This window comes from Paraflavisolibacter caeni, assembly GCF_025628885.1.
In the GTDB taxonomy this organism is placed as follows: Bacteria; Bacteroidota; Bacteroidia; order Chitinophagales; family Chitinophagaceae; genus Flavisolibacter; species Flavisolibacter caeni.
Window position 1 is genome coordinate 111,451 of sequence record NZ_JAOTIF010000011.1, and the last position, 24,755, is coordinate 136,205.

The following is a 24,755-nucleotide window of genomic DNA, read 5'->3' on the forward strand; positions in this document are numbered from 1 at the left end:
ATATTGAATAAAGCAGTTTATTTACGCTTACGAAATTAGTCGACGTATTTTAACTGTCAAAAATCTAATACATCTTTAAATCTGCTCAGGTTTCCAATACCATCACCAAAATACCCAGTTTTCTATGATGCATTTTACATTTCCACCCCGACTTATAGAGACCTTACTCCCTAGCTGAAGCATACCTAAGCCGTACTTTAGCTATACATCAGCCGTACTTAAGGCTAGGCTACTTCGACCATCCTTCGATCATCCTTCGACCATCTTTCGACTATGCTTCGATCTGAATTGAGCAAATGCTCCTAAATAAGGGGAAAACAACCTACAGGCAGAACGCCCTGAAAGCCCTGAACGGAGGCAATGGAACTGAGCCTAAAGGTACAAAACCAATCCCCACTTTCCAAGTTTTGAACCCTTCCTCCAACACCCAACAAACTCCCGAAATCCGAAATCCCAAATCCGAAATCTCAATACCCCGTTCTTCATTCGAATCATTCGTATTTATTTCCTAAACTTGCGAGAGTGTAAAAAGTCCAATAGCATGCAGGATACCATTCTCGCCAGGCTTGAAACTTCCCGCAAGGAGTTGCTCGATCTAGGCTTACGTAACCCTTTATTGAATTTTAGGCCTCTTTCCACCAGGGGCGTGCTAATCGTCAACGAGAAGTCCGCCTTGGTATACGATGTGCTTATTGGGCAGGGCAAGAACATGACTTTTGCTCCTAGACCCGAAAAAGAGAAGCAATTAGAGATAATACCTGCTACTACTCCTTCCCAGGAAGTCTACGATACAAAACTCCAGACTCCAGAATCAGAGTCTGTCCTCCAGCATAAATTACTGAATACCTATTATGCCGCCCGTACTAATATTGAAGAACAAGGGGTAAATACCTTATTTCTCGCATTGGGTATGTTGCATTGGTACGAGTCTGAGAATAGTTCAGAAGTACGTAGAGCTCCGTTAGTATTGGTACCCGTTGCATTGGACCGGTCCAACGCACGCGAACGTTTTCGTTTACGCTACACATTGGAAGAAATAGGAGAGAACCTGTCCTTACAAGCGAAGATGAAAGCCGAATTCGGCATTTCAATACCCAACATGCCCGAAGAGGACGACTTCTCATTGGAAAGTTATTTTGATGAAGTCGCATCCGCCACCAATCATTTGCCTCGCTGGAAGGTAGAACGCAATGAAATTGCACTAGGCTTTTTTTCCTTCGGAAAGTTTTTAATCTATAATGATCTTGATGTAACAAATTGGCCGCAAGAAAATAGCCCTTTACACCATCATGTTTTAAAAAGTCTTTTCAATGACGGCTTTAACGAGGCTCCGCCAACAGCCTCAGAAGATGCCCATATTGATAGGGAAACTGTCGCAGATCAGCTTTTTCAGGTAGTGGATGCCGATAGTTCACAATTGTTGGCAATGTTGGCTGTGCATGAAGGACGCAATATGGTCATCCAGGGACCTCCTGGTACAGGAAAATCCCAAACCATCACCAACCTCATCGCAAATGCCATTGGGCAGGGCAAGAAGGTGCTTTTCGTCGCTGAAAAAATGGCTGCCTTGGAAGTAGTAAAGCGTCGGTTAGACAATGCCAATCTGGGTGAAGCCTGCCTGGAGCTGCATAGCCATAAAGCCAATAAAAAAGATCTGCATCAGGAGTTGAGGAAAGTATTGGAACTAGGTAGACCTGCCTTGTACCATCTGCAGCAGGAAGTTGCTTTACTGCACAAGTTGAGAGAAGAATTAAATGATTATAGTTTTGCAATCAATACTGAAATTGGTAAAAGTGGTTTGACCGCCCAGAAGGTGATTGGTTTGTTGCTGCAGTTATCAAAAGCTATTAGCAACCATCAGTTACCTCGCATTGTTTTCCCTGATATTGCTGGCTTGGATAGTGCTAAGATACAAAGGGCCGAAGTCCTTGCTGATAAAATCCAGGCAAGGTTAAAGAGTATAGGAGTGCCTTCTCAATTATTGTTTTGGGGATGTGGTTTAAGGGTAATGCTGCCACATGAACAAGATATACTTTCTGAATTATTGAGATCAGCAAAAGAAGCCGCAGAAGTGCTGAGGGATGAATCAAAGGAAATTGCTGAAGCGATCGGTGTAAAAATACCAGTCAATCGGGAGGAGTCCATGAAGCTGGCATCATGTGCACAATTGCTGTCTATAAAACCAGATCTAAGAGGTTTGAATATCAGGCATGGGGCTTGGTTACACAAACAGGCCGAAATTCAGGAAGTGCTGCAATCAGGTAAGAGGCTGGCTGAATTGCACCGTGCATATGAAGAAATTTTCCTTCCGGAAGCCTGGGATCAGGATGTGTTGGAAATAAGGCAGGAACTGGTGGCCCACGGCAGCAAATGGTATAAGTTCATGATTGGCTCTTATAACAACGCAATCAAAAGGCTTAAGGCCATTAGCAAAAAACCTATACCTCAGGAAACAGAAGATAAATTGAAATGGGTTGACGACCTTCTGGAAGCGAAACGTTTGTCCAACATCTTGAAAGATCACGAGTCTTTGGCGTCTGACTTATTTGGCCTTCGCTGGCAGGGTGCAAGGTCCGCATGGGAAGAGTTAAATTCTGCTGCAATATATCTGGTCTCTGTCCATCAGCAATTGGCTGATAACATCGTTCCAAAAGAGATCCTGGATTATCTGGACTTGCACCAGAGTCCAGCCATTGCTGCTGATTTCTATAAAGTATTACTCGAAGTACTAAGTATTCATGGAAAGATTATAGGTGAAGTTGTGTCAAAAACTGCTTTCAATGAATCGGTCCGATTCCAGGGTAAAACCCTATTGCACCAGCCTTTCGAATACCAAATGCAGTTGCTTTCATCCTGGGCAGGGAATATTAGTGACATACATCTTGCCATTTCATGGAATAACCTGGCTGATATTGCTACTGAAGAAAAGCTGCTCAGCATGACAACCGTTGCTGAGAGCTGGCCTGAAGCAAAAGATCTTTTAAAAGCTGCTTTACAAAAAACTTGGTATGAATACCTGTTACAGACAGTGATTAATAATAATGCAGCCCTTCGAATCTTTGAACGTACTTCCCATGAAGAGGTGATCAAACAATTCAAACGCCTTGATGCGTTGAATTTCCAATACAACCGTGCCCGTGCAGCATTGCGTCATTGGGAGGGAATGCCCTCAGCTGATGGCGGCGGCCAGGTTACGGTAATTCGTACAGAGTTCAATAAGAAAGCACGTCACCTGCCCATTAGAAAATTGATGGCAGAGGCAGGTCTGGCAATACAAGCTATCAAGCCGGTATTCATGATGAGCCCTCTTTCAATTGCCAATTTCCTGCCACCCGGTGCCTTGCAGTTCGACCTGGTGATCTTTGATGAAGCCAGCCAGGTTCGTCCGGTTGAAGCACTGGGTGCTTTGCTCAGAGGAAAGCAACTGGTTGTTGTGGGGGATACAAAACAATTACCCCCAACCTCCTTTTTCGATACAATGAATAGCGACTGGGAAGATGAAGAAAGCGTTACGGCCGACCTGCCTAGCATCTTGGGTATGTGCGATGCTCAGGGTGCCCCGCAACGTATGTTGCGTTGGCACTACCGTAGCCGGCACGAGTCCCTGATCCAACTGTCCAATCATCATTTCTATGAAAACAAACTGGTTGTATTTCCTTGTCCTGGATCGAAGCACAATGCCGGTCTGCTTTTCCATCATTTAAAAGATACCGTTTACGACCGTGGCAACACCCGCACCAATGCAAAAGAAGCTGAAATAGTCGCTGAAGCAGTATTGCAACATGCTCGAAAGCACCCTGGCCTGAGTCTAGGCGTAGTAGCCTTTAGTACCGCTCAGCGTGAGGCCATACAAGATGCACTGGAGATTAGTAGAAAGAACAATCCTGATATAGAAACTTTTTTCAACAGTCATGCACATGAGCCTTTTTTTGTAAAGAACCTTGAAAATGTTCAGGGTGATGAGCGGGATGTGATCTTTATTTCAATAGGATATGGCCGCACAGCAGAAGGAGATGTCAGTATGTCGTTCGGTCCCTTGAACAATGAAGGCGGTGAAAAGAGGCTCAATGTATTGATTACTCGGGCCAAGCTTCGCTGCGAAGTGTTTACTAATCTCACTGCTGCTGACCTGGATACAAGCCGTACAAAAAGCTATGGTGTCATCGCTCTGAAAAGCTTTCTACATTATGCTCAGCATGGCCAGTTAAACATTCCACAAGAAACAGGTCATCCTGCAGATAGCCCCTTTGAGGAAGTAGTCGCACAGCAACTATCTGCTCTTGGATATATAGTTCGCAAGCAGGTTGGCTCTCAGGGATTTTACATTGATCTGGCAATCGTAGATCCGGAAAATCCGGGTCGCTATATTTTAGGTATCGAGTGTGATGGGGCCGCTTATCATTCTGCCCGTTCAGCCCGCGATAGAGACAGGCTGCGACAGCAAGTATTGGAAGCTATGGGCTGGAAAATGCACCGGATCTGGAGCACCGACTGGTTCCGTAATCCAGATCGTGAGTTAAAAAGGGTAGTAGAGGCTATAGATAATGCATGGAAAGCAACTTTATTGGATGAGGAAGATGAAGACGAAGTTGTTGCAGAAACAGCACTCATCAGGGAAAGTATTTCAGATGAATCTGCTTCTTTATCTGCTTATCAGTTGGCCATACTTCCTGCTTCGATTGCAACACAGGAAATACACCGCCATTCTGTAGGAAGATTGGCTAATTGGGTAGAACAAGTAGTTGAGATAGAAAGCCCTGTGCATTTTGACGAAGTCGCTCGAAGAATTGTAGAAGCTGCCGGTGTAACAAGAATTGGTCCCCGCATCAAAGAGCACATTAAGCTGGCCGCAAAGTTTGCTATAGGTAATGGCCGAATTGTGCAGAAGGATGAGTTTCTCTGGCTGTCAGACATGCTCCAGCCAACACTTCGTGATCGATCTGACTTACCTGCTGCTTCTCGAAAGTTGAAATACATCGCACCTGAAGAGCTCCGGTTAGCTATTGAAAAAGTCATTCAGGATGCTGTGGCTATTAGCCCGGAAGCCGCTGTTCCTTTTGTTGCTCGCATGTTTGGTATGACAAGGATCACTGAAGACATGCGCAATGAATTACTCCAGTTAATCGAAGAAATGGTGGTCAAAAAGTCAATTCAGAAAGAGGGGGATTTACTGAAGATGCAAATTCAATAATTCCTCAATTCATACACTAAAAGAACATAACTTTCCATGTAACCTCAAATGATCCAAGTGCAGGTAGGCAAATAATCCCTTCTTTATGTTCCAATTGTTGATCTGTATCCATGCGATCGGCAATACCACACCATGGTTCAATGCAGACAAAGTCGGCACCTGGCGCTGCCCATAAACCAAGGAAAGGGAAACCTGAGAAGCTGAATTCCAGTCCATGTTCGGTCTTGTCTGACTGTAGCCGCACAGAATGGGACTGGACATGTTTTAATACCACAGCATCTTTGGCAAAAAGTTCTTTGGATAGAGGAAGAATAGTAGTGTCATTCAATAATGGGTTAGGGTGGAGCTCAATTAATCCATCTTTGGTAATTGGCCAGCGCCCAGCCGTTTCCCTTTGATTAAAAACAAGACTGTAATCTTCATAAGCAGTGCCTTCTACTAAAGGTAATTTGAAGGCTGGATGGCCGCCAACTGAAAAGTACATATCTTCAGAAACCTCATTATTCTGAATAGAATATGTAACAGAAAGTTCTTCATCTTCTACCTTATAAGTAATATCAAAGGCAAATTGGAAAGGAAAGACCTTTGCCGTCTCTTCATTATCCTTGATCGAAAATGTTATAGAATCTTCATTATGATCAGTGACCTCAAATTCCATATCACGGGCAAAACCATGTCGTGATAGTTGATAGGCTTTACCCTTATAGTAATAAGTGTTGTTCTTTAGGGTTCCAACAATAGGAAATAATACCGGAGACGTTTTAGCCCAGTATTTCGGGTCAGCATTCCACATATATTCGAGACCATTACCTGTATGCATAATGCTTGTAAGTTCGGCTCCTTTAGTCTTTATGCTTACACTGAGTTGACTGCTCTGGATCGTATACATGATGCTAAGATAACGTCAGAAATGAAAAAACCTATAAGGATTGTAGCTCCTTATAGGTTTTCCGTTAAGCTTTGTTGAGCTTATTAATTCAAAGAAGTGCTCCAAATTGCCTTAATAAAACCAAATCTACTTTTTACACACGTAAATAAAAAGCAGCCTTCAACAGGTATAGAAATACGGTTGAGTTTGTTATAGTTATCACTGATGAATGTCATTTCTATAATGCCTTCAGTTATCCCCTCCGTCGACTTGTACCTGGCCTTTTTATATTCTGTGAAAAACGGGTTGAAATCTATTTCTTCTGCCTGGCTGTCTACAAGCTTTTGCATAATGGCTTCAGACAAATTCATTTTACTCTGAACAGTAGTTATAGTTGTTGATCGTTTCATAAAATATATTTATAAGTGGCAGAATAGTTATTAGAGTATTTTGATCTCTATTGATACTGTAAAACTAAAACGCTGTCACTACTCTATTTTATGACATTGCTGTCTTTTAACTTTAATTATTATCAGCTTTTTATAAGTCCGATACTAACAACTATCACAACAGTAAGAGAAGAATGTCAGGTATAGGCCTAAAGTTAAAAGAAATAATCCGCTATTTTTTCTTTACAGCCGTTATAATACCATTATAGGAGATTGGCTGACGGTCATTACTGGTTACCTGCAATGAGGCATATCCACTTTCCTGTATTTTGAGTGCCATTTTTTTATTATCTCTTTGATCCTTTGTCTGGATCGAAACATCCCAGCCACCTTTTTTTCCCTCTTTTACATTGTATTCAAAATCGGTCGATGTAAAATTATAGCCACCTTCAGAAGGATCAACTGGTGCTACATAGGCTCTGCCAAAATATGGCAGGTAGGAGATCAATGTGTCTTTGGAAACCCTTATTTCATACCCATATGTTAATTGCCTTACCTGACCACGTGATGGCAAGGCTGATTGAGCTTCAAACACATAATTCCCAGAGCCTATTAGGTTTTTAATTTTTGTTTCTTTCTCAGTTTCCTGAGCAGATGCGATATGCAAACAAGTCGCTGTTCCAATCACTAGCAACAGCGTTGTTTGTAAAAAGTTTTTTAGAATTTTCATTTTATCAAAATTGTTCAAATTCTAATAAAATGACATCAAAATAAATGCCGTCTGGTGTTAAACTGTCAGGCAAAGGCATACGCTTATCGAAGATTAACAATAGTTTTTTGAGATGGTAGCTGCCGCCTATTCAATAAGTTGGAATTTCTTTAAATAAGCACAACGCCTTGATTGTTAACACTAAGTAAATACCCTGAAAGCCTTCTTGTACCTATATGTATGTTATTACTTTATATGACGAAACTCATACAATCACATTATCTATTTCATAGAAATCCGCTAGTGTAAGTTTGACTGCTGGTATATTTTTGTATCTATAAATCTAGTATCATGAAAGTAAGACACACATTTTTAGTGAGTGGTGATGCGGCTCATAGATTTCTTCATCAGGAAATAACCCTTTTACCTGGTTCCTTAACTGAATTATATCAAACCGAAGACTACAAATGGTATCTTAGAAAAGTATGTGGTGTAGAACAAATCTCAGGCGAATTAGCAATTCAGATTTTGGGAGCCAGTAAAATAAAAAAGAAAGCTTGCGTATACTAATTGCGGGTTTAGTATTCCTTTAGTCTCCTTTTGCAGTTTAACCATCTATCCACAATTGAGCATCTGGCGACAATAATGAATGAAAACTAGCATCAGAAAATCTTTTTATTAAAATGCTTATCGGGTAACTTATATTTTTATGTTACCCGTTTTATTTGATAAGGAATAAAAGAACTTTTTACTTTTTCTCAGTAGGTTCAATCTTGTTTTCCTTTTCAAGTTCCCTTTGCACACCTTTACTTTTCTTTCTGAATACAGGGAACGACATGGGACTATATTTAGGTTTTTCATCCCCAAACAATACACCCCATTGCTGCAAATGATGCGTCCTGTCAAATACAATCTTTAACACGGCAATTAAAGGCAGGGAAAGAAACATTCCTGAGATGCCTGCTAATGCACCACCAACAATAACACCCACAATACTGGCTAGTGCATTGATCTTGACTTTTGAACCAACGATCCTCGGCATTAAAATGTTATTATCAAGAAACTGAACAACAGCTATAGTGATTAAAACTGCAAATACTGGCCAAAGGTCCTCTGATGAACTTAATGTGAGCAGAACGCCAATGATATTTCCTATAAGTGCGCCTATATAAGGTATCAGGTTGAGGATGGCAAAGATGATTCCTATTAACAACGCATGTTTAATGCCAATGATCATTAGGCTGAAGCCTAAAAGAAATGTGATATAAGAAATCTGTATCAGTAGTCCTATTAAATAACTTTTGATGATAATTTCTGATTCACGCAATACTTCTTCAACCTTATGGTGATGGTTTTCTGGAAACCACATGAACACAAAACGCAACAATAGATTTTTATAGAATAACAGTAGAAAAATATAAATCGGCAGTAACCCTACGAATATAAAAATGGAGGTCAGGGATGCTGCCGCACCGCCTAAAAACCCACCGGCATAATTTAATAGTTTATTGCTTTGTTCGTTGATCAATGCCAACTGGCGTTCAGTTGAGAAGTTAGTTTTCTCATTGATCCATCCACTCAATGAATTAAGGTGCATCATTACATTATGCTTGATCTGGGGGAAGTCTTCTATAAGTCGGGAGAATTGTGCTGAGAAAAACCAGATCAGCAAGCCCAGAATGATGACTAGCATCAATAACGAAAAAGAAATGGCAATAGTTTCCGGGAGTTTCCTCTTTCTGAAAAATCTATAGGAGGGTAATAATAATATGGCTATAAAAAAGGCAGTCAGCAATGGTGTGATAATTCCTTGTCCTACATAAATGATGACTCCTAAAAAATAAATACCAATGAGTTCTAATGACCTTCTGACAGTTATTGGAAGACCTTGCATATTACTAACGATTATAGTTATCTAAATTAATTAATGCCTTAATGCAATGTTCATAATAAAACCACGCCATTTGACTAATGCAATTGGCGTGCATATCAATAATCGTGAATGGGCAATATAATACTTTGTTGCTTATTCAAGTACCAGTACTAAACTCGCAAAGGCATCAATGATCACCAAAGCTGGAGCAGTGGCATTCCTATATGCCGCAGATGCTATGTATGCTGTTACAGGGCTTGAACCAACAAGCCCGGCAATGGTTGTTGACACTACATCTGTTAATAAAGATCGTTTAATATTAAAGGGTTCGCCTTTCTCATCTAATAGGTTAGAGGCCTCTGCCAGCCCAACAATTGTAGAAAGACTATCAAACAGATCCGTAAAGGCAAATGCAAGATTACGGGCAAACTGACCACTGTAATGAATTGTCCAGGTCAAGCCGGAATAACAGGCTAAAGTCCGGAGCGTCATTCCTGTTTTGAGGCAGTAAGTTAATTAGAGACAAGGTTGCTGCTTATGATCACATTGTAATGTATGTATTACAAATAAAATTCAATCATGCGTGTTTCTGATGCTAAGACGGGCACGATAATTTAAAACCCTTTCGAAGATTCTAGATATTCAATTGCCAATTATTTATATTAGCTCCAAGCATTGATTGTAACAAATATGAATACACATTTTAGTTTAAGGACAGACGGCTTTTATCTGAGGAAAATGCCTGATAACACTTCTTACAGCTTTATTAAGCTTTTTATTGAAGAGCCGGGTAATGACCATGCAAATAATTATTTATTAAAAGGTACAGTCAAAGGTAGCTTAAAGGAAGTGCTGGACGTAATGGAAGAAAATGGCGAAATGAATGCTGAGCATATATCTTTTCACATTGATGATAATGATGAAACAGAGATATATTGGTATGCTGACAATGGCTGGCATTTTATGATCACTGTTCAAAATGAAGGCCGGTCAATTATATTGACCAGCACTCACCCCCAACACAAAAGGATAAGTACAGAATACGAGTTCCATCCCACTTCTGTGTAAAATTTTTTCCACAAGGTGCTTTTTAATTTGATATTACATTTGCGCCTTAAATCACCCTTGAATGGCTACTTTATTAATTATTGACGACGAAAGAGCAATAAGAAAGACTTTAACTGAAATCCTTACATTTGAAGGATACAAGATTGAAGAAGCGTCAGATGGAGAAGAAGGATTGAAAAAATTTAGTGAGAAATCCTTTGATGTGGTTCTATGTGATATCAAAATGCCCAAAATTGACGGTCTGGAGTTTTTGCAAAAAGCAGTAGATAAGAATCCGGACGTTCCAATTATTATGATTTCTGGGCATGGTACAATAGAAACAGCAGTAGAAGCTGTTAAAAAGGGCGCTTATGACTTTATTCAAAAACCACCGGATTTGAACCGGTTACTGATCACTATCCGTAATGCAATGGAACGAAATACGCTGGTTTCTGAAACCAAATCATTGCGTCGTAGAGCTACTAAGGTTCAGGATATGATTGGAGAATCTGAACCAATTAAAAAAATCAAAGAAACAATTGAAAAAGTCGCCCCAACAGATGCTCGTATCTTGATCACTGGCGAAAATGGAGTTGGTAAGGAATTGGTTGCTAGGTGGATTCATGAAAAAAGCAACCGGGCAGATAATCCGCTGGTTGAAGTCAACTGCGCTGCCATTCCTAGCGAACTGATTGAGAGTGAATTATTTGGACATGAGAAGGGCTCATTCACTTCTGCTATTAAACAACGCATTGGTAAATTTGAACAGGCTAATGGCGGAACCCTTTTTCTGGATGAAATAGGAGATATGAGCCATAGTGCACAGGCAAAAGTACTTCGTGCCTTGCAGGAAGGTAAAATTACTCGTGTAGGTGGCGAAAAAGAAATAAATGTTGATGTGCGTGTAATTGCCGCGACAAATAAAAACCTGATGAAGGAGGTGGAAGAAAAGAACTTCCGTCTGGACTTATATCATCGCCTAAGTGTAATATTGATTCATGTTCCTTCTCTGAATGAAAGGAGAGATGATATACCATCGCTCGTTGATCGCTTTTTAGATGATATCTGTAGCGATTATGGTATTCCTAAAAAAAGTATTGCAGATGAAGCGATGACTTCATTAAAGGAATACGATTGGACAGGTAATATCCGCGAATTGCGAAACGTAGTAGAGCGGTTGGTCATTCTTTCCAATAAAACAATTACAAAGGAAGATGTGAAAAGCTACGTCCTTCCTAAGAGTTAATGATTACTGTGAAGTCGGGAGTTTTAAAACTCCCGACTTCACAGTAATCTACAAATACAGATAATATTCCTTCAGCAAACTGATAAAATCTGTTGTATACTGCCGGTTCTCATCCCAGATAGATATGATCTTTTCATCTACAGGAATGTCTGTTTTTTTATTCGTTCCCATCAACATGAGACGAAAAGGTTGATGGTGGACTGATTGGCGAACCACCATTTTATTGATGAGAAATAGTTGCTGTCTTTTAAGGAGCTGTTCAATTTCTGCGATTCGCTTATAAGGAAGTAATAGAAAGAAAAGTCCATCCTTTCTGAGAAAATTGGAGATTACTCTTAATAGCTCTTCGAGCTTTAACCCTGCCCCATGATGGGCTAGGTTTTTTTTGTCATTGGACGATTGGATTTCATGCTCATAAAATGGAGGATTGCTGAAAATGCAATCATATTGCTTATGATCCTTATAGTGTAATATATCAGTATGGTGTATATATATCCTTTCTTTCCACGGTGACTCCTTGATGTTTTCACAGGCCTGTTCAGCTGCCGATGCATCAATTTCCACAGCGTCAATTGATATTTCATTTTGCTGTGCTACCATTAAAGAAAGCAAACCTGTTCCTGCACCAATTTCTAATGCATGATGCTTATTGAATTGTCCATTTCTGATCCTTTCTGAAACCCATGCGCCAAACAGGCATGCATCGGTTGTAACCTTCATGGCTGTTCTGTCATGATGAACGGTAAACTGTTTAAAACGAAAGTAGGGATTGGGCATACGCGATGTTTACTTCCATTCAGCCCTGGCGCTTGCACTTTGACTGTAAGGCGAGAATTCGCCGGCCAGGTACTTATAATATCCAGTAATAGCAATCATTCCTGCATTATCGGTACAATATTGAAAGGACGGTATATACGTTTGCCAATTATACTTTTCTCCTAATTCCTGGAAGGCTTTCCGCAGTCCACTGTTGGCAGAAACGCCTCCTGCAATACACAAGTGTTTACAACCGGTTTGCACAGCTGCTTTTTTCAGCTTATTCAATAAAATACTTATAATACGCTGTTGGATGGAGGCACAAATATCTTCCAGGTTTTCCTGTATAAATTCAGGATTATTCTTAGTGTTTTCCTGAATAAAGTAAAGTATAGATGTTTTTAGTCCACTAAAACTAAAGTTTAAACCCTCAATCTGGGGTTCTGGAAAGGAAAAGCGGTTCCCATTACCTTGTTGTGCATATTTATCAATTAGCGGGCCTCCTGGGTAGGGTAGCCCTAAAAGTTTTGCAGACTTATCAAATGCTTCTCCTGCTGCATCATCCAATGTTTCGCCGATCACATGCATATCATGTGGACTATTGACAATCACAATTTGTGTATGGCCTCCACTAACAGTAAGGCAAAGGAATGGAAAATCTGGTTTGCGTTCTTCTATCATGTTAGCCAACACATGGGCCTGCATGTGGTGCACTGCAATTAATGGCTTATTAAGTGCCAGAGCTATGGATTTGGCAAATTGGCTACCAACGAGCAGTGATCCAATAAGCCCTGGTGCATAGGTGAATGCAATGGCATCAATTTGCGATAATTGGATTTGTGCCTGCTGTATGGCTACATCCACTACCGGCACAATATTCTGCATATGAGCTCGGCTGGCCAGTTCTGGAACAACACCTCCGTATTTTTCATGTACTTTCTGGTTGGCGATAAAGTTGGAAAGTATTTTTCCATCTTTACAAACGGAGGCAGATGTTTCATCACACGACGATTCTATAGCTAATATGATAATATCCTTTCCCCTGTCAGAGGTACTTGGATCATACTTTTTTTGTATATCCATTCCAATTATTTAATCAAAAACTCTGTGCAAAAATGAGGATTTCTGTTCAACTTCGGATAGCTACAACCGGATCCATCTTAGCAGCTTGAGATGCTGGTATAATGCCTGCCAGTATACCCACCATAATACAGATACCAACCGCAAGTCCCATATTGGCAGTTGAAATAAATATGGGGAAGTCAAATGTGTGTGTGACTACCTTGGTCATAATAAACACGAGCAAAAGTCCAACCATGCCGCCAATTAGACAAAGAAATGCGGATTCAAGGAGAAATTCAGTCAGAATGATACTTTTTTTGGCACCAATAGCTTTCTTCAGACCAATTTGGCTTGTACGTTCTTTTACTGTAACAAACATAATATTAGCCACTCCAAACATGCCCACAATTAAAGACAAGGCCGCAATAGCCCAGCCTCCGATATTGATGCTTACAAATGCCTGGCTCATGGCATCGCTAAAGTCGTTGATGTCGTTCAGGCTGAAGTTATCTTCTTGGGTAGGACTCAACTTCCTGATTGCACGCATTGAACCAGCAAGTTCATCCTTCAATACCTTGCTGTTAATGTTATCTTTTCCCTTGATGACAATCAATGGGTCGGAGTGTAGTTCATCCATGATAGTCCTGGCATACTTATACGTAATGAGTACAGATTGATCAAACCGCCATCCGCCGAGCATTTGAGAGCCCTGTTTTTTAATGACGCCAATAATGCGGTTTTGCTTTCCTCTTGTGGTAATATGTTTATTAATTGCCCTTTCTGGATTGCCAAAAAGCTTTTCTGCAATCTGGTTGCCTATGACTACAACATTACTGCCTTGGTCAAATTCCGCATCGGTCATAAAACGGCCATATGCAATTTCAACAGGCTGAACTTGTGGAAATTCAACAGATATCCCATAAAGAATAACACTACTCAATTGACTATTATCAACTTCCACATTATCCATCCTGTTGATGATAAACGCTGCATTTTCTGCAGTAGGTGTGCGCTCCTTGATCATTTCAACTTCTCTGTATTTGGGTACAGGTCGGTTAACATACTTCCACCAGGGATAATCTGGCCCACCAGAATACTCCCATTTATCTAAATATATCGTATTGGTACCAAGCGATTTGATCTCATTGCGAATATTATACTCAAGACTATTGACTGTCGCCAAAACACCAATGATGCAAAAGATGCCAATGGTAACACCAAAAAGAGAAAGAAATGTGCGGAGCTTATTTTTCCAAAGCTCCTGCAAAGCCATTTTAAAGCTGCTGGAAATGACCTCGAGTAAACGGCGCATAAACAAATGTAATCAGAAAAGCAATTGATTTTTATTGATTGCTTTTCTGAAACATTTGCAATAAGATAAAGTGTAAAAATTAACATGCTGTTTTCCACTGGGAAAACAACAGTCATTGAAAAAGTTCTGATATTATAAATTATCTTCTCGTTTCCTGATCTTCATTCAAAGTGACAGACCAGGGGCCATTTCCAATGATCAAAAAGAAAATAAGCAGAAGCAAAACCAATATTGAAATAAATAATTCTGAATATGGCCTTATCAATTCTCCGGAAGAATTGATAAATATGATCGCACCCAAAAGTATCGGAATTTGAATAAGACAAGCAAATCGGGTAAGTACACCTAGTACCATCAGAAAACCACCAATGATATGCGCAAAAACAATATAATGTCCCAATATAAGTAACATTAAGTCGCTAAAGGGCACATTCGCAGTCATTAGATTCATAAATTCACTCATATGGTAGAGAAAGTCAACTCCTTTGTAGCATAAAAAAACGCCTAAAGCTATACGTAATATATCCAGCCACTTAGAATGATGCGCGTCACCCCAATGCTCAACACTTTGAATACGTTGAAGAAGGTTCATATAGCAATGATTTAGGTAAAAAAAAGAGCTACTATAAATTTACTCAAATAATTTCATACCGATATAACTTAGATTCTGAACTGGATCCGTTAACTCCAAAATTCAAAACAAAAGCATCACCTGCATAGTGATGCTTTTGTTTTGTTCATTTATGAAACTGTAAAATCTGTATATTACCCCTGGGCCGTAATTGCTTTTCTGATTTTAACCAATTGCACTAATAGGTTTTCTAATAAATCAAGACGCAACATATTAGCACCGTCACTCAGCGCAACAGAAGGATCCGGATGGGTTTCAATGAATAATCCATCGGCACCTGCTGCAATAGCAGCTTTGGCTATCGTTCCAATTAATTGAGGATTTCCCCCTGTAACACCGCTTGTTTGATTGGGCTGTTGCAAACTATGTGTACAATCCATGATAACTGGTACACCCGCTGCTTGCATTAATGGAATATTCCTGTAATCAACTACCAGGTCTTGGTATCCAAATGTGGTACCTCTTTCTGTCAGCATTACCTTTTTATTGCCTGTGTTATATATCTTTTCTACAGCAAATTTCATGGCCTCCCCACTAACAAATTGTCCTTTTTTTACATTTACAATTCGGCCAGTCTTCCCGGCTGCAACCAGCAATTCAGTCTGGCGGCACAAAAAAGCTGGTATTTGCAAAATATCTACAAACTGGGCAGCCAGTTCAGCTTCTCTTTCTGAATGAATGTCCGTAGTTGTTGGTAGACCAAATTTCTTTGCTGCTTTTTGAATAATTCCTAAGCCAATTTCATCCCCAAGACCAGAAAAGGAATGAGCACTTGTCCGGTTTGCTTTTTTGTATGATGATTTAAATACAAGCGGAATTCCGTGTTTTTTGCACAAATCATAAACTTTTTCTGCCACCTCAAGAACTAATTCTTCACTTTCCACCACGCAAGGTCCGGCGATTAGAAAAAAGCTATTTTCATCATATGATTGATTGACAAATAGGTCTTTTAAGAAGTTTTCCATGCCGCAAAGATAATCCTCTACTTAGCTCTGCTGGTCTAATTTTTGGATTTAATTCAATAATTAGTGAAACAGAAATCCAATACTATGGGCCGTTTACTTATAATTTCAAACCGTTTGCCATATACCATAGATAGGTCAGGCGAAGACATAGTCGTCCGTCAAAGTTCAGGCGGGCTAGTTTCTGCAATAAAAAGCTGTTTGGAGCGGACCCGGGCTCAGTCCGATCATTTTACAGCTCAGATATGGATGGGGAGTCTGGATGCCAGCAAGGAGGATTGGAAAATACTAAATGACATGGATGCCTTGGAATCTGATTTTAGTATTGAGCCCGTTTTTGTAGACAAAGAAATTTATGATGCATACTATAATGGGTTTGCTAACTCTATACTGTGGCCTCTTTTCCACTATTTCCCGTCATTAGTAGAATACAAAAAGGAATATTTTCAGGCTTATAAATTAGTAAATCAGGCATTTGCTGATGCTTTAAATAAAATTTATCAGCCTGGTGATGTGATTTGGGTTCATGATTATCAATTAATGGCCCTCCCGCAATTGTTCAGGCAATACCAACCAGACGCTGCTATTGGCTTCTTTTTACACATACCTTTCCCTTCTTATGAACTTTTTCGGCTGCTACCTTCAGAATGGAGGCAATACATATTGCTGGGCTTGTTAGGTGCAGATCTCATTGGTTTTCACACACACGATTATGTACAGCACTTTATTCAATCCGTAAAAATGTTATTGCGGGTTGAAACGCAATACAACTCGATTTATTATAATGATCGGATAATCAAAGCTGATCTTTTTCCAATAGGTATAGATTACAGGAAGTTTAGGGATGCAATAACAGATGAGGCTGTTGTGACTATTTGTACAAGGTTGGAGGAAAAATTCTATGACAAAAAGTTGATCTTCTCTGTAGACAGGTTGGACTATACTAAAGGTTTGGACCATCGTCTTAAAAGTTTTGAGGAGTTTTTAGAAAGATATCCTGAGTGGAGAGGAAAAGTAGTTTTCATTTTTAATGTGGTTCCATCTCGAAAGGTAATTCCTGCCTACGTAGATCGTAAAAGAAAGATTGAAGAACAAGTAAGCACAATCAACGGGCGTTTTTCATCTCTTGACTGGCAACCACTGATCTATCGTTTTAATCACCTTTCATTTGAAGAGCTGTGTGCTTTGTACCAGACTGCTGATGTTGCTTTGATCACTCCTTTGCGTGACGGTATGAACTTGGTGGCAAAGGAATATGTAGCGAGTTGTATCGATAAAGGTGTATTGATCTTAAGTGAACTGACTGGGGCTGCCTCCGAACTAAGTGAGGCAATACTGGTTAATCCTACTGACTCTGAAGAAGTAGCCACGTCAATTAATACTGCATTGACCATGCCTTTAACCGAACAACGTTATCGTCTTTCTTATATGCAAAAAAGGTTGGCAGAATACGATGTGAAGAAATGGATAAATGACTTCTTGGATCAACTGGCATTTGTGAAAGGAGAACAGGACAAATTAAAGGTTGACGTACTGGATATCGTTACAATTGATAAGATGATGAATGAGTTTTCCGCTGCTTCAAAACGTTGCATATTGTTAGATTACGATGGAACTTTGATACCATACCAGAAATTACCAAACCTTGCAGTGCCTAGCAAGGATGTGCTTGAACTTTTAGATCAATTATCAAAAGATGAAAATAATGAGATTGTTGTGATCAGTGGACGTGATACTGAAACTTTGGAGAAATGGTTAGGACATCTTCCAATTAATCTGGTTTCAGAACATGGAGCATGCCTTCGTATAAAAAATGAGGATTGGCAAACATTGGCTACTTCATCTCCAGAATGGAAAGAGGAAATAAGACCCATTTTGCAATTGTTTGTAACTCGCTGTGCAGGTTCTTTTATTGAAGAAAAAAAGAATACCATTGCATGGCATTATAGGAACACAAGCCCTGACCTTGGCTTTATTCGTTCCCGGGAACTTTTCAATAACCTGCGGCAATTGATTACAAATACTCCTTTGCAGGTTGTAGATGGCAACAAAGTGATTGAAGTGCGCATGATTGGATTAGACAAAGGTTCTACCGCATTGAATATGGTTGCGAGATTTAATCCTGATTTTACTCTTTGTATAGGAGATGATACCACTGATGAAGATATGTTCCGGATTTTGAGAGACAAAGCTTTTACCATAAAAGTAGGAAGTGGAAATACCAGTGCTCAGTATAAATTACTGCATCAAAGAGATGTTCTGCCGTTGCTTAGAAGGTTTGTGATGCCAGTGAAGAGTAAGAATCTGGAAATTAACGCATGATGTGAACTGTTAGATGGGCCCTTGCTAACTATTTACTTAAGAATATAAATTTGTTTGGCACATTTTTTTTAAAATAATAATCTAAAATGACTTTATGAAAAAGGTTTATTTATCTGTGATGATTGCCTTATTCAGCATCATTGCATTTGCCCAGGAAACCCCAAAAGAAATTGATGTCAACATTAATACTGACAAAGGAGGAGCATGGTATGCAGCTCCATGGGTTTGGGTAGTTGGGGCCGCCGTTTTTATTCTTCTATTGGTCGCTTTAACCCGTGGCAGTGGACGTAGGGCTGATTAGTGAATGAAACTTACGAAACCTCCAAAGTATTTCTGGAGTTTGATAATCTTCTATCATGCCAGATAATTTTCTTCTTACTTTTTATAAAGAAGCAAAAACGTTTGTTCCTTCACAAACGTTTTTGCTATTTAGCAATTATAGTATTTTTAGAATCCATTCCTTTTTCTATTCCACTATTTTTCTCTTCTAAAGCACATCTTTCTGCGCTTTTGTCAGATTTATCGTCTTTATAATAGTTAGGATTACAGTTCTTGAAAGTTTCAATGTCAATAAGTTTTTATTTTATCGCTTATTGAAAAAAGTTAAAGTGATTTGAGCTGGACTACAAGGAGTTATTTTTTCCAAAATCTTGGAGGTAATAAAGTCTTGCATGTTGATAAAGTTTTGGGATATCAAAATGAGTTGTTATTAAACGTTTTGGCAAAAAACTTGTCAATTATAGCGAAACGAACTAAAACAAGTGAATTATGAAAATGAAAGCTAGTCTTTTTGTTGCTGCTGCAACCTTAACTATCAGCACATCTTTGTATGCCCAGAAGAAAGATGCCTTGGAACCAACTGCTCAATTACGTGTAGGTTTAAATTTGGCCAATATCTCTACTACTGATGGTGGGAGCGTAGATAAAGCGAATATGCTGACCAGTTTTAATGCCGGTATTATAGGGGATGTACCTTTAAGTTCTTCCATCTCATTACAACCAGGAATTATTTTTACGGGCAAGGGCTCTCAGGCTGAAAGTGGTAGTCCTTCTTCAATAAATTATGTAAAGGAAACCTTTAATCCTTACTATATCGAAGTTCCTGTCAATTTAACGCTGAAAGCGCCAATTGGAAAAGCTACAAGTTTCTACATTGGTGCTGGCCCATATGCTGCAATGGGTATTGGAGGAAAAAATAAAATTGAAGGCAAAACACTAGGTGCATCGTTTAAAGGTGAATCCGATATAGATTTTTCAAATGACGATCCAACAACAACCAATCAGGAAGAAGATGCTGGTTTTGGAAAATTAAAGCGCTTTGATTATGGCCTGAATGGAACTGCAGGCATTGAAGGTAAAACTATTGTGTTAGGCTTAGGTTATGGATATGGCCTTGCAAAAATTGCTTCAGGATCAAATAGCAATGCTGATGATAAGAATAAACACCGTGTATTAAGCTTTACGATTGGTATCAAACTATAAATACAAATAGAATTTTATTGTAAGGGCTAAAAGCTTGAAAATCTAAAACGCCAGGCTTTTAGCCCTATTTTTATTATCCCATTATCCTGGTATCAATTCCGTATTTTCGCCTCATGAAATGGGTTGGTATTCTGGCAGCTGTTGTTGTTATTGTTAGCTGTTTTTTTCCTTGGGTAATCATAGACAGCAGGAACATCACGATTAGCGGTATCGATGCCTCTGGAACAAACTATGGTAAACCTGGTTATTTCAACTTTTTATTGACTGCTGTTTATCTTATTTTGACGCTGATTCCAAGGATTTGGGCCAAAAGAGCAAACCTCTTTTTCGCAACCCTGAACCTTGCTTGGTCATTCCGCAACTTCATTTTATTGGCAAAATGCGAAGGGGGAGAATGTCCTGTCCGCCAGCCTGCATTAACCATTTTGTTGGTAGCTTCGATTGTAATGCTGGTTGCACTGATTCTTACACCCCTTGCCAAACAAAAAAAAGAGCCTGAGGAATCCTACTCTCGTTAAGAGACCAACTGTTTCAAACTTTTATCAATAATCTCCACACATTCATCTATTTGTACTTTAGTGATGACCAAAGGAGGAGCTAGCCTGATTTTGTCTCCATGTGTAGGTTTCGCCAGTAAGCCGTTCTCTTTTAAAATTAAACATAATTTCCAGGCAGCCTGTTTATCTGGATGTTCTACAACAATTGCATTCAACAATCCTTTACCTCTGACTAACTTAATAAGAGGTGACTGCAATTGTTGAATCTTTTCTCTAAAGTAGGCACCCAATGTTGCCGAATGCTCGTCCAGCCTTTCCTCTTTTAACACCCGGAGCGACGCTATGGCAACCTTACAAGCCAAAGGATTTCCTCCATATGTCGAGCCATGTTCCCCAGGCTTAATGGTTAACATGATAGAATCGTCGGCTAAAACTGCACTTACTGGTAATGTTCCTCCGCTCAATGCCTTTCCCAATATCAGTATATCTGGACGTACATCCTCATGATCACATGCCAGCATTCTGCCAGTTCGGCAAAGACCTGTTTGAATTTCGTCCGCTATAAATAAAACATGCGCGGCTTCACAAAGTTGCCTTGCCGACTTCAAAAATCCTTCATCAGGAACAACAACACCGGCTTCGCCTTGAATAGGTTCAAATAGGAAACCTGCTACATTTTTATCCTGCAATGCTTCTTGTAATGCTTGCAGATCATTGTAAGGAATTACTTTGAATCCCGGCATATAAGGACCAAACTTCCTGTAAGATGATGGATCTGTGCTGAAAGAGATTACAGTGGATGTTCTTCCATGAAAGTTGTTCTCACATACAATAATGATAGCCTCGTTTTCTGCAATACCTTTTTGACTATAACCCCAGCGGCGACAAAGCTTTATAGCGGTTTCAACAGCTTCTACACCAGTATTCATGGGTAACACTTTGTCGTAACCGAAGTACTCAGTAATAAACTTTTCATATTCTCCCAGCAGATCACTGTAAAAAGCGCGGCTTGTCAGGGTAAGTCGTTGCGCCTGTTCAATCAGGGCTGCTACAATTTTGGGGTGACAGTGTCCTTGGTTAACAGCTGAATATCCACTTAAAAAGTCAAAATAGCGCTTGCCTTCAACATCCCATACAAATACGCCTTCACCTTTTGTGAGCACTACTGGCAAGGGATGATAATTATGAGCGCCATGTTTTTCTTCAAGTTGTATATAATAGGTGGCCTTATCTGAAGTAGAAGTTTGCGTGGTCATTATAAATAAATGCTAAGTGTAATAAATAAACCGCGCATAAAGCCAGCGCAGTATGTTGAAAAGGATGTAATGAATTATAAACCAGTCAATCAAATATTGACACATGGATTATAATATAGAAAATCAACTTAGCATCGATGATCCAGAAAATCCAGATTCTGGTCAAGAAAATATTTTATGACATTTCGGGAGATCATAATGTGCAGCAAGATAACATATTATAAGAGAACAATTCGTTATCCCACCGCTTCTCCATGGTAAATTACACCTGTAGTCGGAGTTTCATACAACTCTATGCGGCTTAAAAGGGGCAGCATAGGTTGAATTTGTTTCCAGATCCAAACTGTTATATTTTCTGCTGTGGGATTCTCCAGCCCGGGAATATCATTGATGAGCTTATGATCCAATTGGTCGATGACAGCATTAACAATATCTTTCAATTCCTTGAAATCCATGATCCAACCCAATTGTGGGTCAGGTTTTCCCTTTAAAAACACACGTAAACGGTAGGTGTGGCCATGCATGTTTTTGCATTTATGACCATCAGGTACCTGGGTAAGATAATGCGCTGAGTCAAAAGAGAACTCTTTATAAATTTCCATCATAATGCGGCGCAAAATTAGTGACTATCAGGAAAAGTGAAGGTTAGAAGTTGTTAATAGTGGCCAGATTTAAGATTTGCCGGTTTTTGCAATCTTCTTTAACTCAACGAAGCCTACCTTTGCAACCGCAAAAATGTAAAGCCTGGTAGGGAGCGTTTTATGGTAAAACTGCTTATTTGACCCGAGAATACCCAGGAAAGCTCTATTTATGAAATATCAAAACGAAATTCAGCGCCGCAGAACGTTTGCCATCATTTCTCACCCGGATGCCGGTAAAACTACACTAACAGAAAAATTTCTCCTGTTTGGAGGGGCCATTCAGGTGGCTGGCGCTGTGAAAAGTAATAAAATTAAAAAACACGCAACCTCCGACTTTATGGAGATCGAGCGTCAACGGGGAATTTCCGTTGCCACTTCAGTAATGAGTTTTGAATATGAAAGCTCACTGATCAACCTGCTCGATACCCCTGGTCACAAGGACTTTGCTGAAGATACCTATCGTACGCTCACCGCTGTAGATAGCGTTATCTTGGTGGTGGATAGCGTAAACGGGGTGGAAGAGCAAACGCGCCGCCTGATGCAGGTTTGTCGCATGCGCAAAACACCGGTTATTGTATTTATTAATAAAATGGACCGCGATGGTAAAAATCGTTTCGACCTTTTGGAAGAAATAGAAAAGGAACTGTCTATATCGCTGCACCCAATGACCTGGCCAATCAACAGCGGAAAGGATTTTAAAGGAGTTTACGACCTGCATAATAAAGGCCTTCGCCTGTTTACTCCTAATACAAAGGCTACAGATGAGGATACAATCTCTGTTTCCGACTTGTCAGCAGGCATTCTGGATGAAAAATTGGGCCAAAAGGATGCCGATATCCTTCGCGAGGATGTTGAACTCGTTGAAGGTGTTTACGGTTCCTTGGAAAAAGAAATGTATTTAAGTGGCGAAGTGGCACCTGTATTTTTTGGCAGTGCGATCAACAATTTCGGGGTAAAGGAAATGCTGGATACATTTATTCGGATTGCACCTACTCCGCGAAGCCGTGAGACATCTACCCGCTTTTTGAACGTACACGAAGACAAATTCAGTGGATTTATCTTTAAAATCCACGCCAACCTGGATCCCAAACATAGGGACAGGATCGCTTTCCTTAGAGTTTGTTCTGGCAAATTCGAACGTAATAAATATTTTCACCACGTCCGGCTCGATAAGGATGTGCGTTTCTCCAACCCATATTCCTTCTTAGCCCGGGAAAAAAGCGTGGTTGAAGATGCTTACCCTGGAGATGTAGTAGGATTGTTTGATACAGGCAACTTTAAGATCGGCGATACCCTTACAGAAGGGGAGGACTTCTTCTTCACCGGTATACCATCGTTCTCTCCGGAGATCTTTAAAGAAGTGGTAAACAAGGACCCAATGAAGACAAAACAGCTTGAAAAGGGCTTGTTGCAGTTGACAGATGAAGGTGTCGCTCAATTGTTTACCCAGTTTGGTGGAAATAAAAAGATCATTGGCTGTGTAGGAGAACTGCAATTCGAAGTAATCCAGTACCGCTTATTGCATGAATATGGCGCTTCTGTTCAGTTTAATACCTTGCCTTTTTACAAAGCTTGCTGGCTGACCTCAGAAGATTCAAAAAAAATGGAGGACTTTGCCCGCTTTAAACAGGCAAATATTGCAGAAGACAAAGATGGGCATATGGTATATCTGGCTCAAAGTGAATGGTTTTTGAATACAGAGCGGAACAATAATCCTGATATAACATTCCACTTCACAAGTGAGATTCATAAGTAATTATATGCGGTAATAGGAATAAATTAATTAAATTGTATATGTACAATTTTGGCTATGAAAAAGTTATTGCCTATTGCCGCATTTGCTTTTTTATCTCATATCACTTATGCCCAATCCATCGACGTTATAACAGGTAATTACTCCACCGATCTGGTTTATGCCATTCATGGAAAGGCACCGGTCAAATATGAAAATATCAAAAAAGGCACTCCTTATTTTATTAGTGATTGGCTCCCGGCAACTGTGATCCTTTTTGACGGCAGACAGTTTAATAATGTAATGTCTAAAATCGATTTGCTGGAACATAGGTTTATATATTTGAATAATGGCGTGGAGTATACAGCAGAGTCTAAAATAAGGGAAGTTATTTTTAATGATTCATTGAATGGTAAAAAGTATCACTTCATTCATGATTCAGCCTTCCCAAATCCTGTTCAAAAGGGGGATAACGGTTGGTATCTGGTGCTCACAAGTGGTAATGTTTCTGCTTTTATGTACATAATCAAAAAGATTGAGGAGTCAAGAGAGTATAATTCTGCAATAACTAATAGGAATATAGAAAACAGTGAAAAATATTTTATCAGTTACAAAAACTTACTGATTCCTGTTAAAAGGCTAAAAGATATCCCGGATATCCTGCGTGATAGACAAGGTGAACTGAATGCCTATTTGAATAAAGAAGGAATGAATAAGGTAACCGGCGAGAGTTTGGGAAAGCTGATTTCTTATTATAACTCGTTTGGAAAGTAATAAGT

22 protein-coding genes are annotated in these 24,755 nt (G+C 39.7%); 10 read left to right on the forward strand and 12 right to left on the reverse strand.

Going from position 1 to position 24,755, the window contains the following annotated elements:
• Positions 1–541 precede the first annotated feature (541 nt).
• Positions 542–5,191 carry a DUF3320 domain-containing protein gene (locus tag OCK74_RS14465; protein ID WP_279297761.1) on the forward strand — a complete coding sequence of 1,550 codons (4,650 nt, stop codon included), beginning with the start codon at positions 542–544 and terminating at the stop codon, positions 5,189–5,191.
• 16 nt (positions 5,192–5,207) lie between these two features.
• Here the strand turns inward: OCK74_RS14465 and OCK74_RS14470 are convergent, their stop codons facing one another.
• From OCK74_RS14470 to OCK74_RS14480, 3 genes are all read right to left on the reverse strand, one after another.
• Positions 5,208–6,080, reverse strand: a complete 873-nt coding sequence (locus OCK74_RS14470) for an aldose 1-epimerase family protein (protein WP_279297762.1) — start codon at positions 6,078–6,080, stop codon at positions 5,208–5,210.
• Between the two features lie 83 nt (positions 6,081–6,163).
• Entirely contained in the window at positions 6,164–6,469 is a 306-nt protein-coding gene (locus tag OCK74_RS14475; protein WP_279297763.1) for a hypothetical protein, read from the reverse strand.
• 211 nt (positions 6,470–6,680) lie between these two features.
• Positions 6,681–7,178 (reverse strand): DUF4251 domain-containing protein, encoded by a 498-nt coding sequence (locus tag OCK74_RS14480; RefSeq protein ID WP_279297764.1) that lies wholly within the window; start codon positions 7,176–7,178, stop codon positions 6,681–6,683.
• A gap of 330 nt (positions 7,179–7,508) precedes the next feature.
• On the opposite strand from OCK74_RS14480, the gene OCK74_RS14485 reads away from it, so the two are divergent.
• Entirely contained in the window at positions 7,509–7,727 is a 219-nt protein-coding gene (locus OCK74_RS14485) for a hypothetical protein (RefSeq protein ID WP_279297765.1), read from the forward strand.
• A gap of 178 nt (positions 7,728–7,905) precedes the next feature.
• On the opposite strand, the gene OCK74_RS14490 is transcribed toward OCK74_RS14485, so the two are convergent.
• Both OCK74_RS14490 and OCK74_RS14495 read right to left on the reverse strand, forming a co-directional pair.
• A complete protein-coding gene (locus OCK74_RS14490; protein WP_279297766.1) occupies positions 7,906–9,051 on the reverse strand; it encodes an AI-2E family transporter in 1,146 nt (381 codons plus the stop codon).
• 132 nt (positions 9,052–9,183) lie between these two features.
• On the reverse strand, positions 9,184–9,522 hold the full coding sequence (locus OCK74_RS14495) for a solute carrier family 23 protein (protein WP_279297767.1): 339 nt from the start codon (positions 9,520–9,522) through the stop codon (positions 9,184–9,186).
• Between the two features lie 198 nt (positions 9,523–9,720).
• Between OCK74_RS14495 and OCK74_RS14500 the strand changes: the two genes are divergently transcribed.
• Together OCK74_RS14500 and OCK74_RS14505 are read left to right on the forward strand one after the other, a co-directional pair.
• Positions 9,721–10,098, forward strand: a complete 378-nt coding sequence (locus OCK74_RS14500) for a hypothetical protein (RefSeq protein WP_279297768.1) — start codon at positions 9,721–9,723, stop codon at positions 10,096–10,098.
• 61 nt (positions 10,099–10,159) lie between these two features.
• Positions 10,160–11,323, forward strand: a complete 1,164-nt coding sequence (locus OCK74_RS14505; protein ID WP_279297769.1) for a sigma-54-dependent transcriptional regulator — start codon at positions 10,160–10,162, stop codon at positions 11,321–11,323.
• 48 nt (positions 11,324–11,371) lie between these two features.
• Here OCK74_RS14505 and OCK74_RS14510 read toward each other — a convergent pair whose 3' ends face one another.
• The 5 genes from OCK74_RS14510 to kdsA all read right to left on the reverse strand — a co-directional run bounded on the left by OCK74_RS14510 (position 11,372) and on the right by kdsA (position 16,049).
• A complete protein-coding gene (locus OCK74_RS14510; RefSeq protein ID WP_279297770.1) occupies positions 11,372–12,100 on the reverse strand; it encodes a tRNA1(Val) (adenine(37)-N6)-methyltransferase in 729 nt (242 codons plus the stop codon).
• 9 nt (positions 12,101–12,109) lie between these two features.
• A complete protein-coding gene (gene tsaD / locus OCK74_RS14515) occupies positions 12,110–13,162 on the reverse strand; it encodes a tRNA (adenosine(37)-N6)-threonylcarbamoyltransferase complex transferase subunit TsaD (protein WP_279297771.1) in 1,053 nt (350 codons plus the stop codon).
• A 46-nt stretch (positions 13,163–13,208) separates the two neighbouring features.
• Positions 13,209–14,453, reverse strand: a complete 1,245-nt coding sequence (locus OCK74_RS14520) for an ABC transporter permease (protein ID WP_279297772.1) — start codon at positions 14,451–14,453, stop codon at positions 13,209–13,211.
• Between the two features lie 139 nt (positions 14,454–14,592).
• Positions 14,593–15,045: a DoxX family protein gene (locus OCK74_RS14525; protein ID WP_279297773.1), complete on the reverse strand. Its 453-nt coding sequence runs from the start codon at positions 15,043–15,045 to the stop codon at positions 14,593–14,595.
• Positions 15,046–15,218: 173 nt separating this feature from the next.
• Positions 15,219–16,049 carry a 3-deoxy-8-phosphooctulonate synthase gene (gene kdsA, locus OCK74_RS14530; protein WP_279297774.1) on the reverse strand — a complete coding sequence of 277 codons (831 nt, stop codon included), beginning with the start codon at positions 16,047–16,049 and terminating at the stop codon, positions 15,219–15,221.
• Positions 16,050–16,133: 84 nt separating this feature from the next.
• Here kdsA and OCK74_RS14535 point away from each other — a divergent pair, with 84 nt between their 5' ends.
• The 4 genes from OCK74_RS14535 (at position 16,134) to OCK74_RS14550 (ending at position 20,368) form a co-directional block, all read left to right on the forward strand.
• Positions 16,134–18,368 (forward strand): bifunctional alpha,alpha-trehalose-phosphate synthase (UDP-forming)/trehalose-phosphatase, encoded by a 2,235-nt coding sequence (locus OCK74_RS14535; RefSeq protein ID WP_279297775.1) that lies wholly within the window; start codon positions 16,134–16,136, stop codon positions 18,366–18,368.
• A gap of 94 nt (positions 18,369–18,462) precedes the next feature.
• The gene (locus OCK74_RS14540) at positions 18,463–18,669 is read left to right on the forward strand and encodes a hypothetical protein (protein ID WP_279297776.1); all 207 of its coding nucleotides are present in this window, start codon (positions 18,463–18,465) and stop codon (positions 18,667–18,669) included.
• A 467-nt stretch (positions 18,670–19,136) separates the two neighbouring features.
• Entirely contained in the window at positions 19,137–19,850 is a 714-nt protein-coding gene (locus OCK74_RS14545) for a porin family protein (RefSeq protein WP_279297777.1), read from the forward strand.
• A 113-nt stretch (positions 19,851–19,963) separates the two neighbouring features.
• A complete protein-coding gene (locus OCK74_RS14550; protein ID WP_279297778.1) occupies positions 19,964–20,368 on the forward strand; it encodes a hypothetical protein in 405 nt (134 codons plus the stop codon).
• On the opposite strand, the gene rocD is transcribed toward OCK74_RS14550, so the two are convergent.
• Together rocD and queD are read right to left on the reverse strand one after the other, a co-directional pair.
• Positions 20,365–21,603: an ornithine--oxo-acid transaminase gene (gene rocD / locus OCK74_RS14555; RefSeq protein WP_279297779.1), complete on the reverse strand. Its 1,239-nt coding sequence runs from the start codon at positions 21,601–21,603 to the stop codon at positions 20,365–20,367. The two genes, OCK74_RS14550 and rocD, sit on opposite strands and share 4 nt — an antisense overlap.
• Before the next feature lie 236 nt (positions 21,604–21,839).
• A complete protein-coding gene (queD, locus tag OCK74_RS14560) occupies positions 21,840–22,208 on the reverse strand; it encodes a 6-carboxytetrahydropterin synthase QueD (protein ID WP_341483198.1) in 369 nt (122 codons plus the stop codon).
• A 205-nt stretch (positions 22,209–22,413) separates the two neighbouring features.
• Here queD and OCK74_RS14565 point away from each other — a divergent pair, with 205 nt between their 5' ends.
• Both OCK74_RS14565 and OCK74_RS14570 read left to right on the forward strand, forming a co-directional pair.
• On the forward strand, positions 22,414–24,000 hold the full coding sequence (locus tag OCK74_RS14565; RefSeq protein ID WP_279297780.1) for a peptide chain release factor 3: 1,587 nt from the start codon (positions 22,414–22,416) through the stop codon (positions 23,998–24,000).
• Between the two features lie 54 nt (positions 24,001–24,054).
• Positions 24,055–24,750 carry a hypothetical protein gene (locus OCK74_RS14570; protein WP_279297781.1) on the forward strand — a complete coding sequence of 232 codons (696 nt, stop codon included), beginning with the start codon at positions 24,055–24,057 and terminating at the stop codon, positions 24,748–24,750.
• Positions 24,751–24,755: the final 5 nt, after the last annotated feature.

Bases quoted from the DNA above. Each gene is read 5' to 3' on its own strand.
- OCK74_RS14465 (WP_279297761.1), top strand. From the start codon at position 542: ATGCAGGATACCATTCTCGCCAGGCTTGAAACTTCCCGCAAGGAGTTG.
- OCK74_RS14470 (WP_279297762.1), bottom strand. From the start codon at position 6,080: ATGTATACGATCCAGAGCAGTCAACTCAGTGTAAGCATAAAGACTAAA.
- OCK74_RS14475 (WP_279297763.1), bottom strand. From the start codon at position 6,469: ATGAAACGATCAACAACTATAACTACTGTTCAGAGTAAAATGAATTTG.
- OCK74_RS14480 (WP_279297764.1), bottom strand. From the start codon at position 7,178: ATGAAAATTCTAAAAAACTTTTTACAAACAACGCTGTTGCTAGTGATT.
- OCK74_RS14485 (WP_279297765.1), top strand. From the start codon at position 7,509: ATGAAAGTAAGACACACATTTTTAGTGAGTGGTGATGCGGCTCATAGA.
- OCK74_RS14490 (WP_279297766.1), bottom strand. From the start codon at position 9,051: ATGCAAGGTCTTCCAATAACTGTCAGAAGGTCATTAGAACTCATTGGT.
- OCK74_RS14495 (WP_279297767.1), bottom strand. From the start codon at position 9,522: ATGACGCTCCGGACTTTAGCCTGTTATTCCGGCTTGACCTGGACAATT.
- OCK74_RS14500 (WP_279297768.1), top strand. From the start codon at position 9,721: ATGAATACACATTTTAGTTTAAGGACAGACGGCTTTTATCTGAGGAAA.
- OCK74_RS14505 (WP_279297769.1), top strand. From the start codon at position 10,160: ATGGCTACTTTATTAATTATTGACGACGAAAGAGCAATAAGAAAGACT.
- OCK74_RS14510 (WP_279297770.1), bottom strand. From the start codon at position 12,100: ATGCCCAATCCCTACTTTCGTTTTAAACAGTTTACCGTTCATCATGAC.
- tsaD (WP_279297771.1), bottom strand. From the start codon at position 13,162: ATGGATATACAAAAAAAGTATGATCCAAGTACCTCTGACAGGGGAAAG.
- OCK74_RS14520 (WP_279297772.1), bottom strand. From the start codon at position 14,453: ATGCGCCGTTTACTCGAGGTCATTTCCAGCAGCTTTAAAATGGCTTTG.
- OCK74_RS14525 (WP_279297773.1), bottom strand. From the start codon at position 15,045: ATGAACCTTCTTCAACGTATTCAAAGTGTTGAGCATTGGGGTGACGCG.
- kdsA (WP_279297774.1), bottom strand. From the start codon at position 16,049: ATGGAAAACTTCTTAAAAGACCTATTTGTCAATCAATCATATGATGAA.
- OCK74_RS14535 (WP_279297775.1), top strand. From the start codon at position 16,134: ATGGGCCGTTTACTTATAATTTCAAACCGTTTGCCATATACCATAGAT.
- OCK74_RS14540 (WP_279297776.1), top strand. From the start codon at position 18,463: ATGAAAAAGGTTTATTTATCTGTGATGATTGCCTTATTCAGCATCATT.
- OCK74_RS14545 (WP_279297777.1), top strand. From the start codon at position 19,137: ATGAAAATGAAAGCTAGTCTTTTTGTTGCTGCTGCAACCTTAACTATC.
- OCK74_RS14550 (WP_279297778.1), top strand. From the start codon at position 19,964: ATGAAATGGGTTGGTATTCTGGCAGCTGTTGTTGTTATTGTTAGCTGT.
- rocD (WP_279297779.1), bottom strand. From the start codon at position 21,603: ATGACCACGCAAACTTCTACTTCAGATAAGGCCACCTATTATATACAA.
- queD (WP_341483198.1), bottom strand. From the start codon at position 22,208: ATGATGGAAATTTATAAAGAGTTCTCTTTTGACTCAGCGCATTATCTT.
- OCK74_RS14565 (WP_279297780.1), top strand. From the start codon at position 22,414: ATGAAATATCAAAACGAAATTCAGCGCCGCAGAACGTTTGCCATCATT.
- OCK74_RS14570 (WP_279297781.1), top strand. From the start codon at position 24,055: ATGAAAAAGTTATTGCCTATTGCCGCATTTGCTTTTTTATCTCATATC.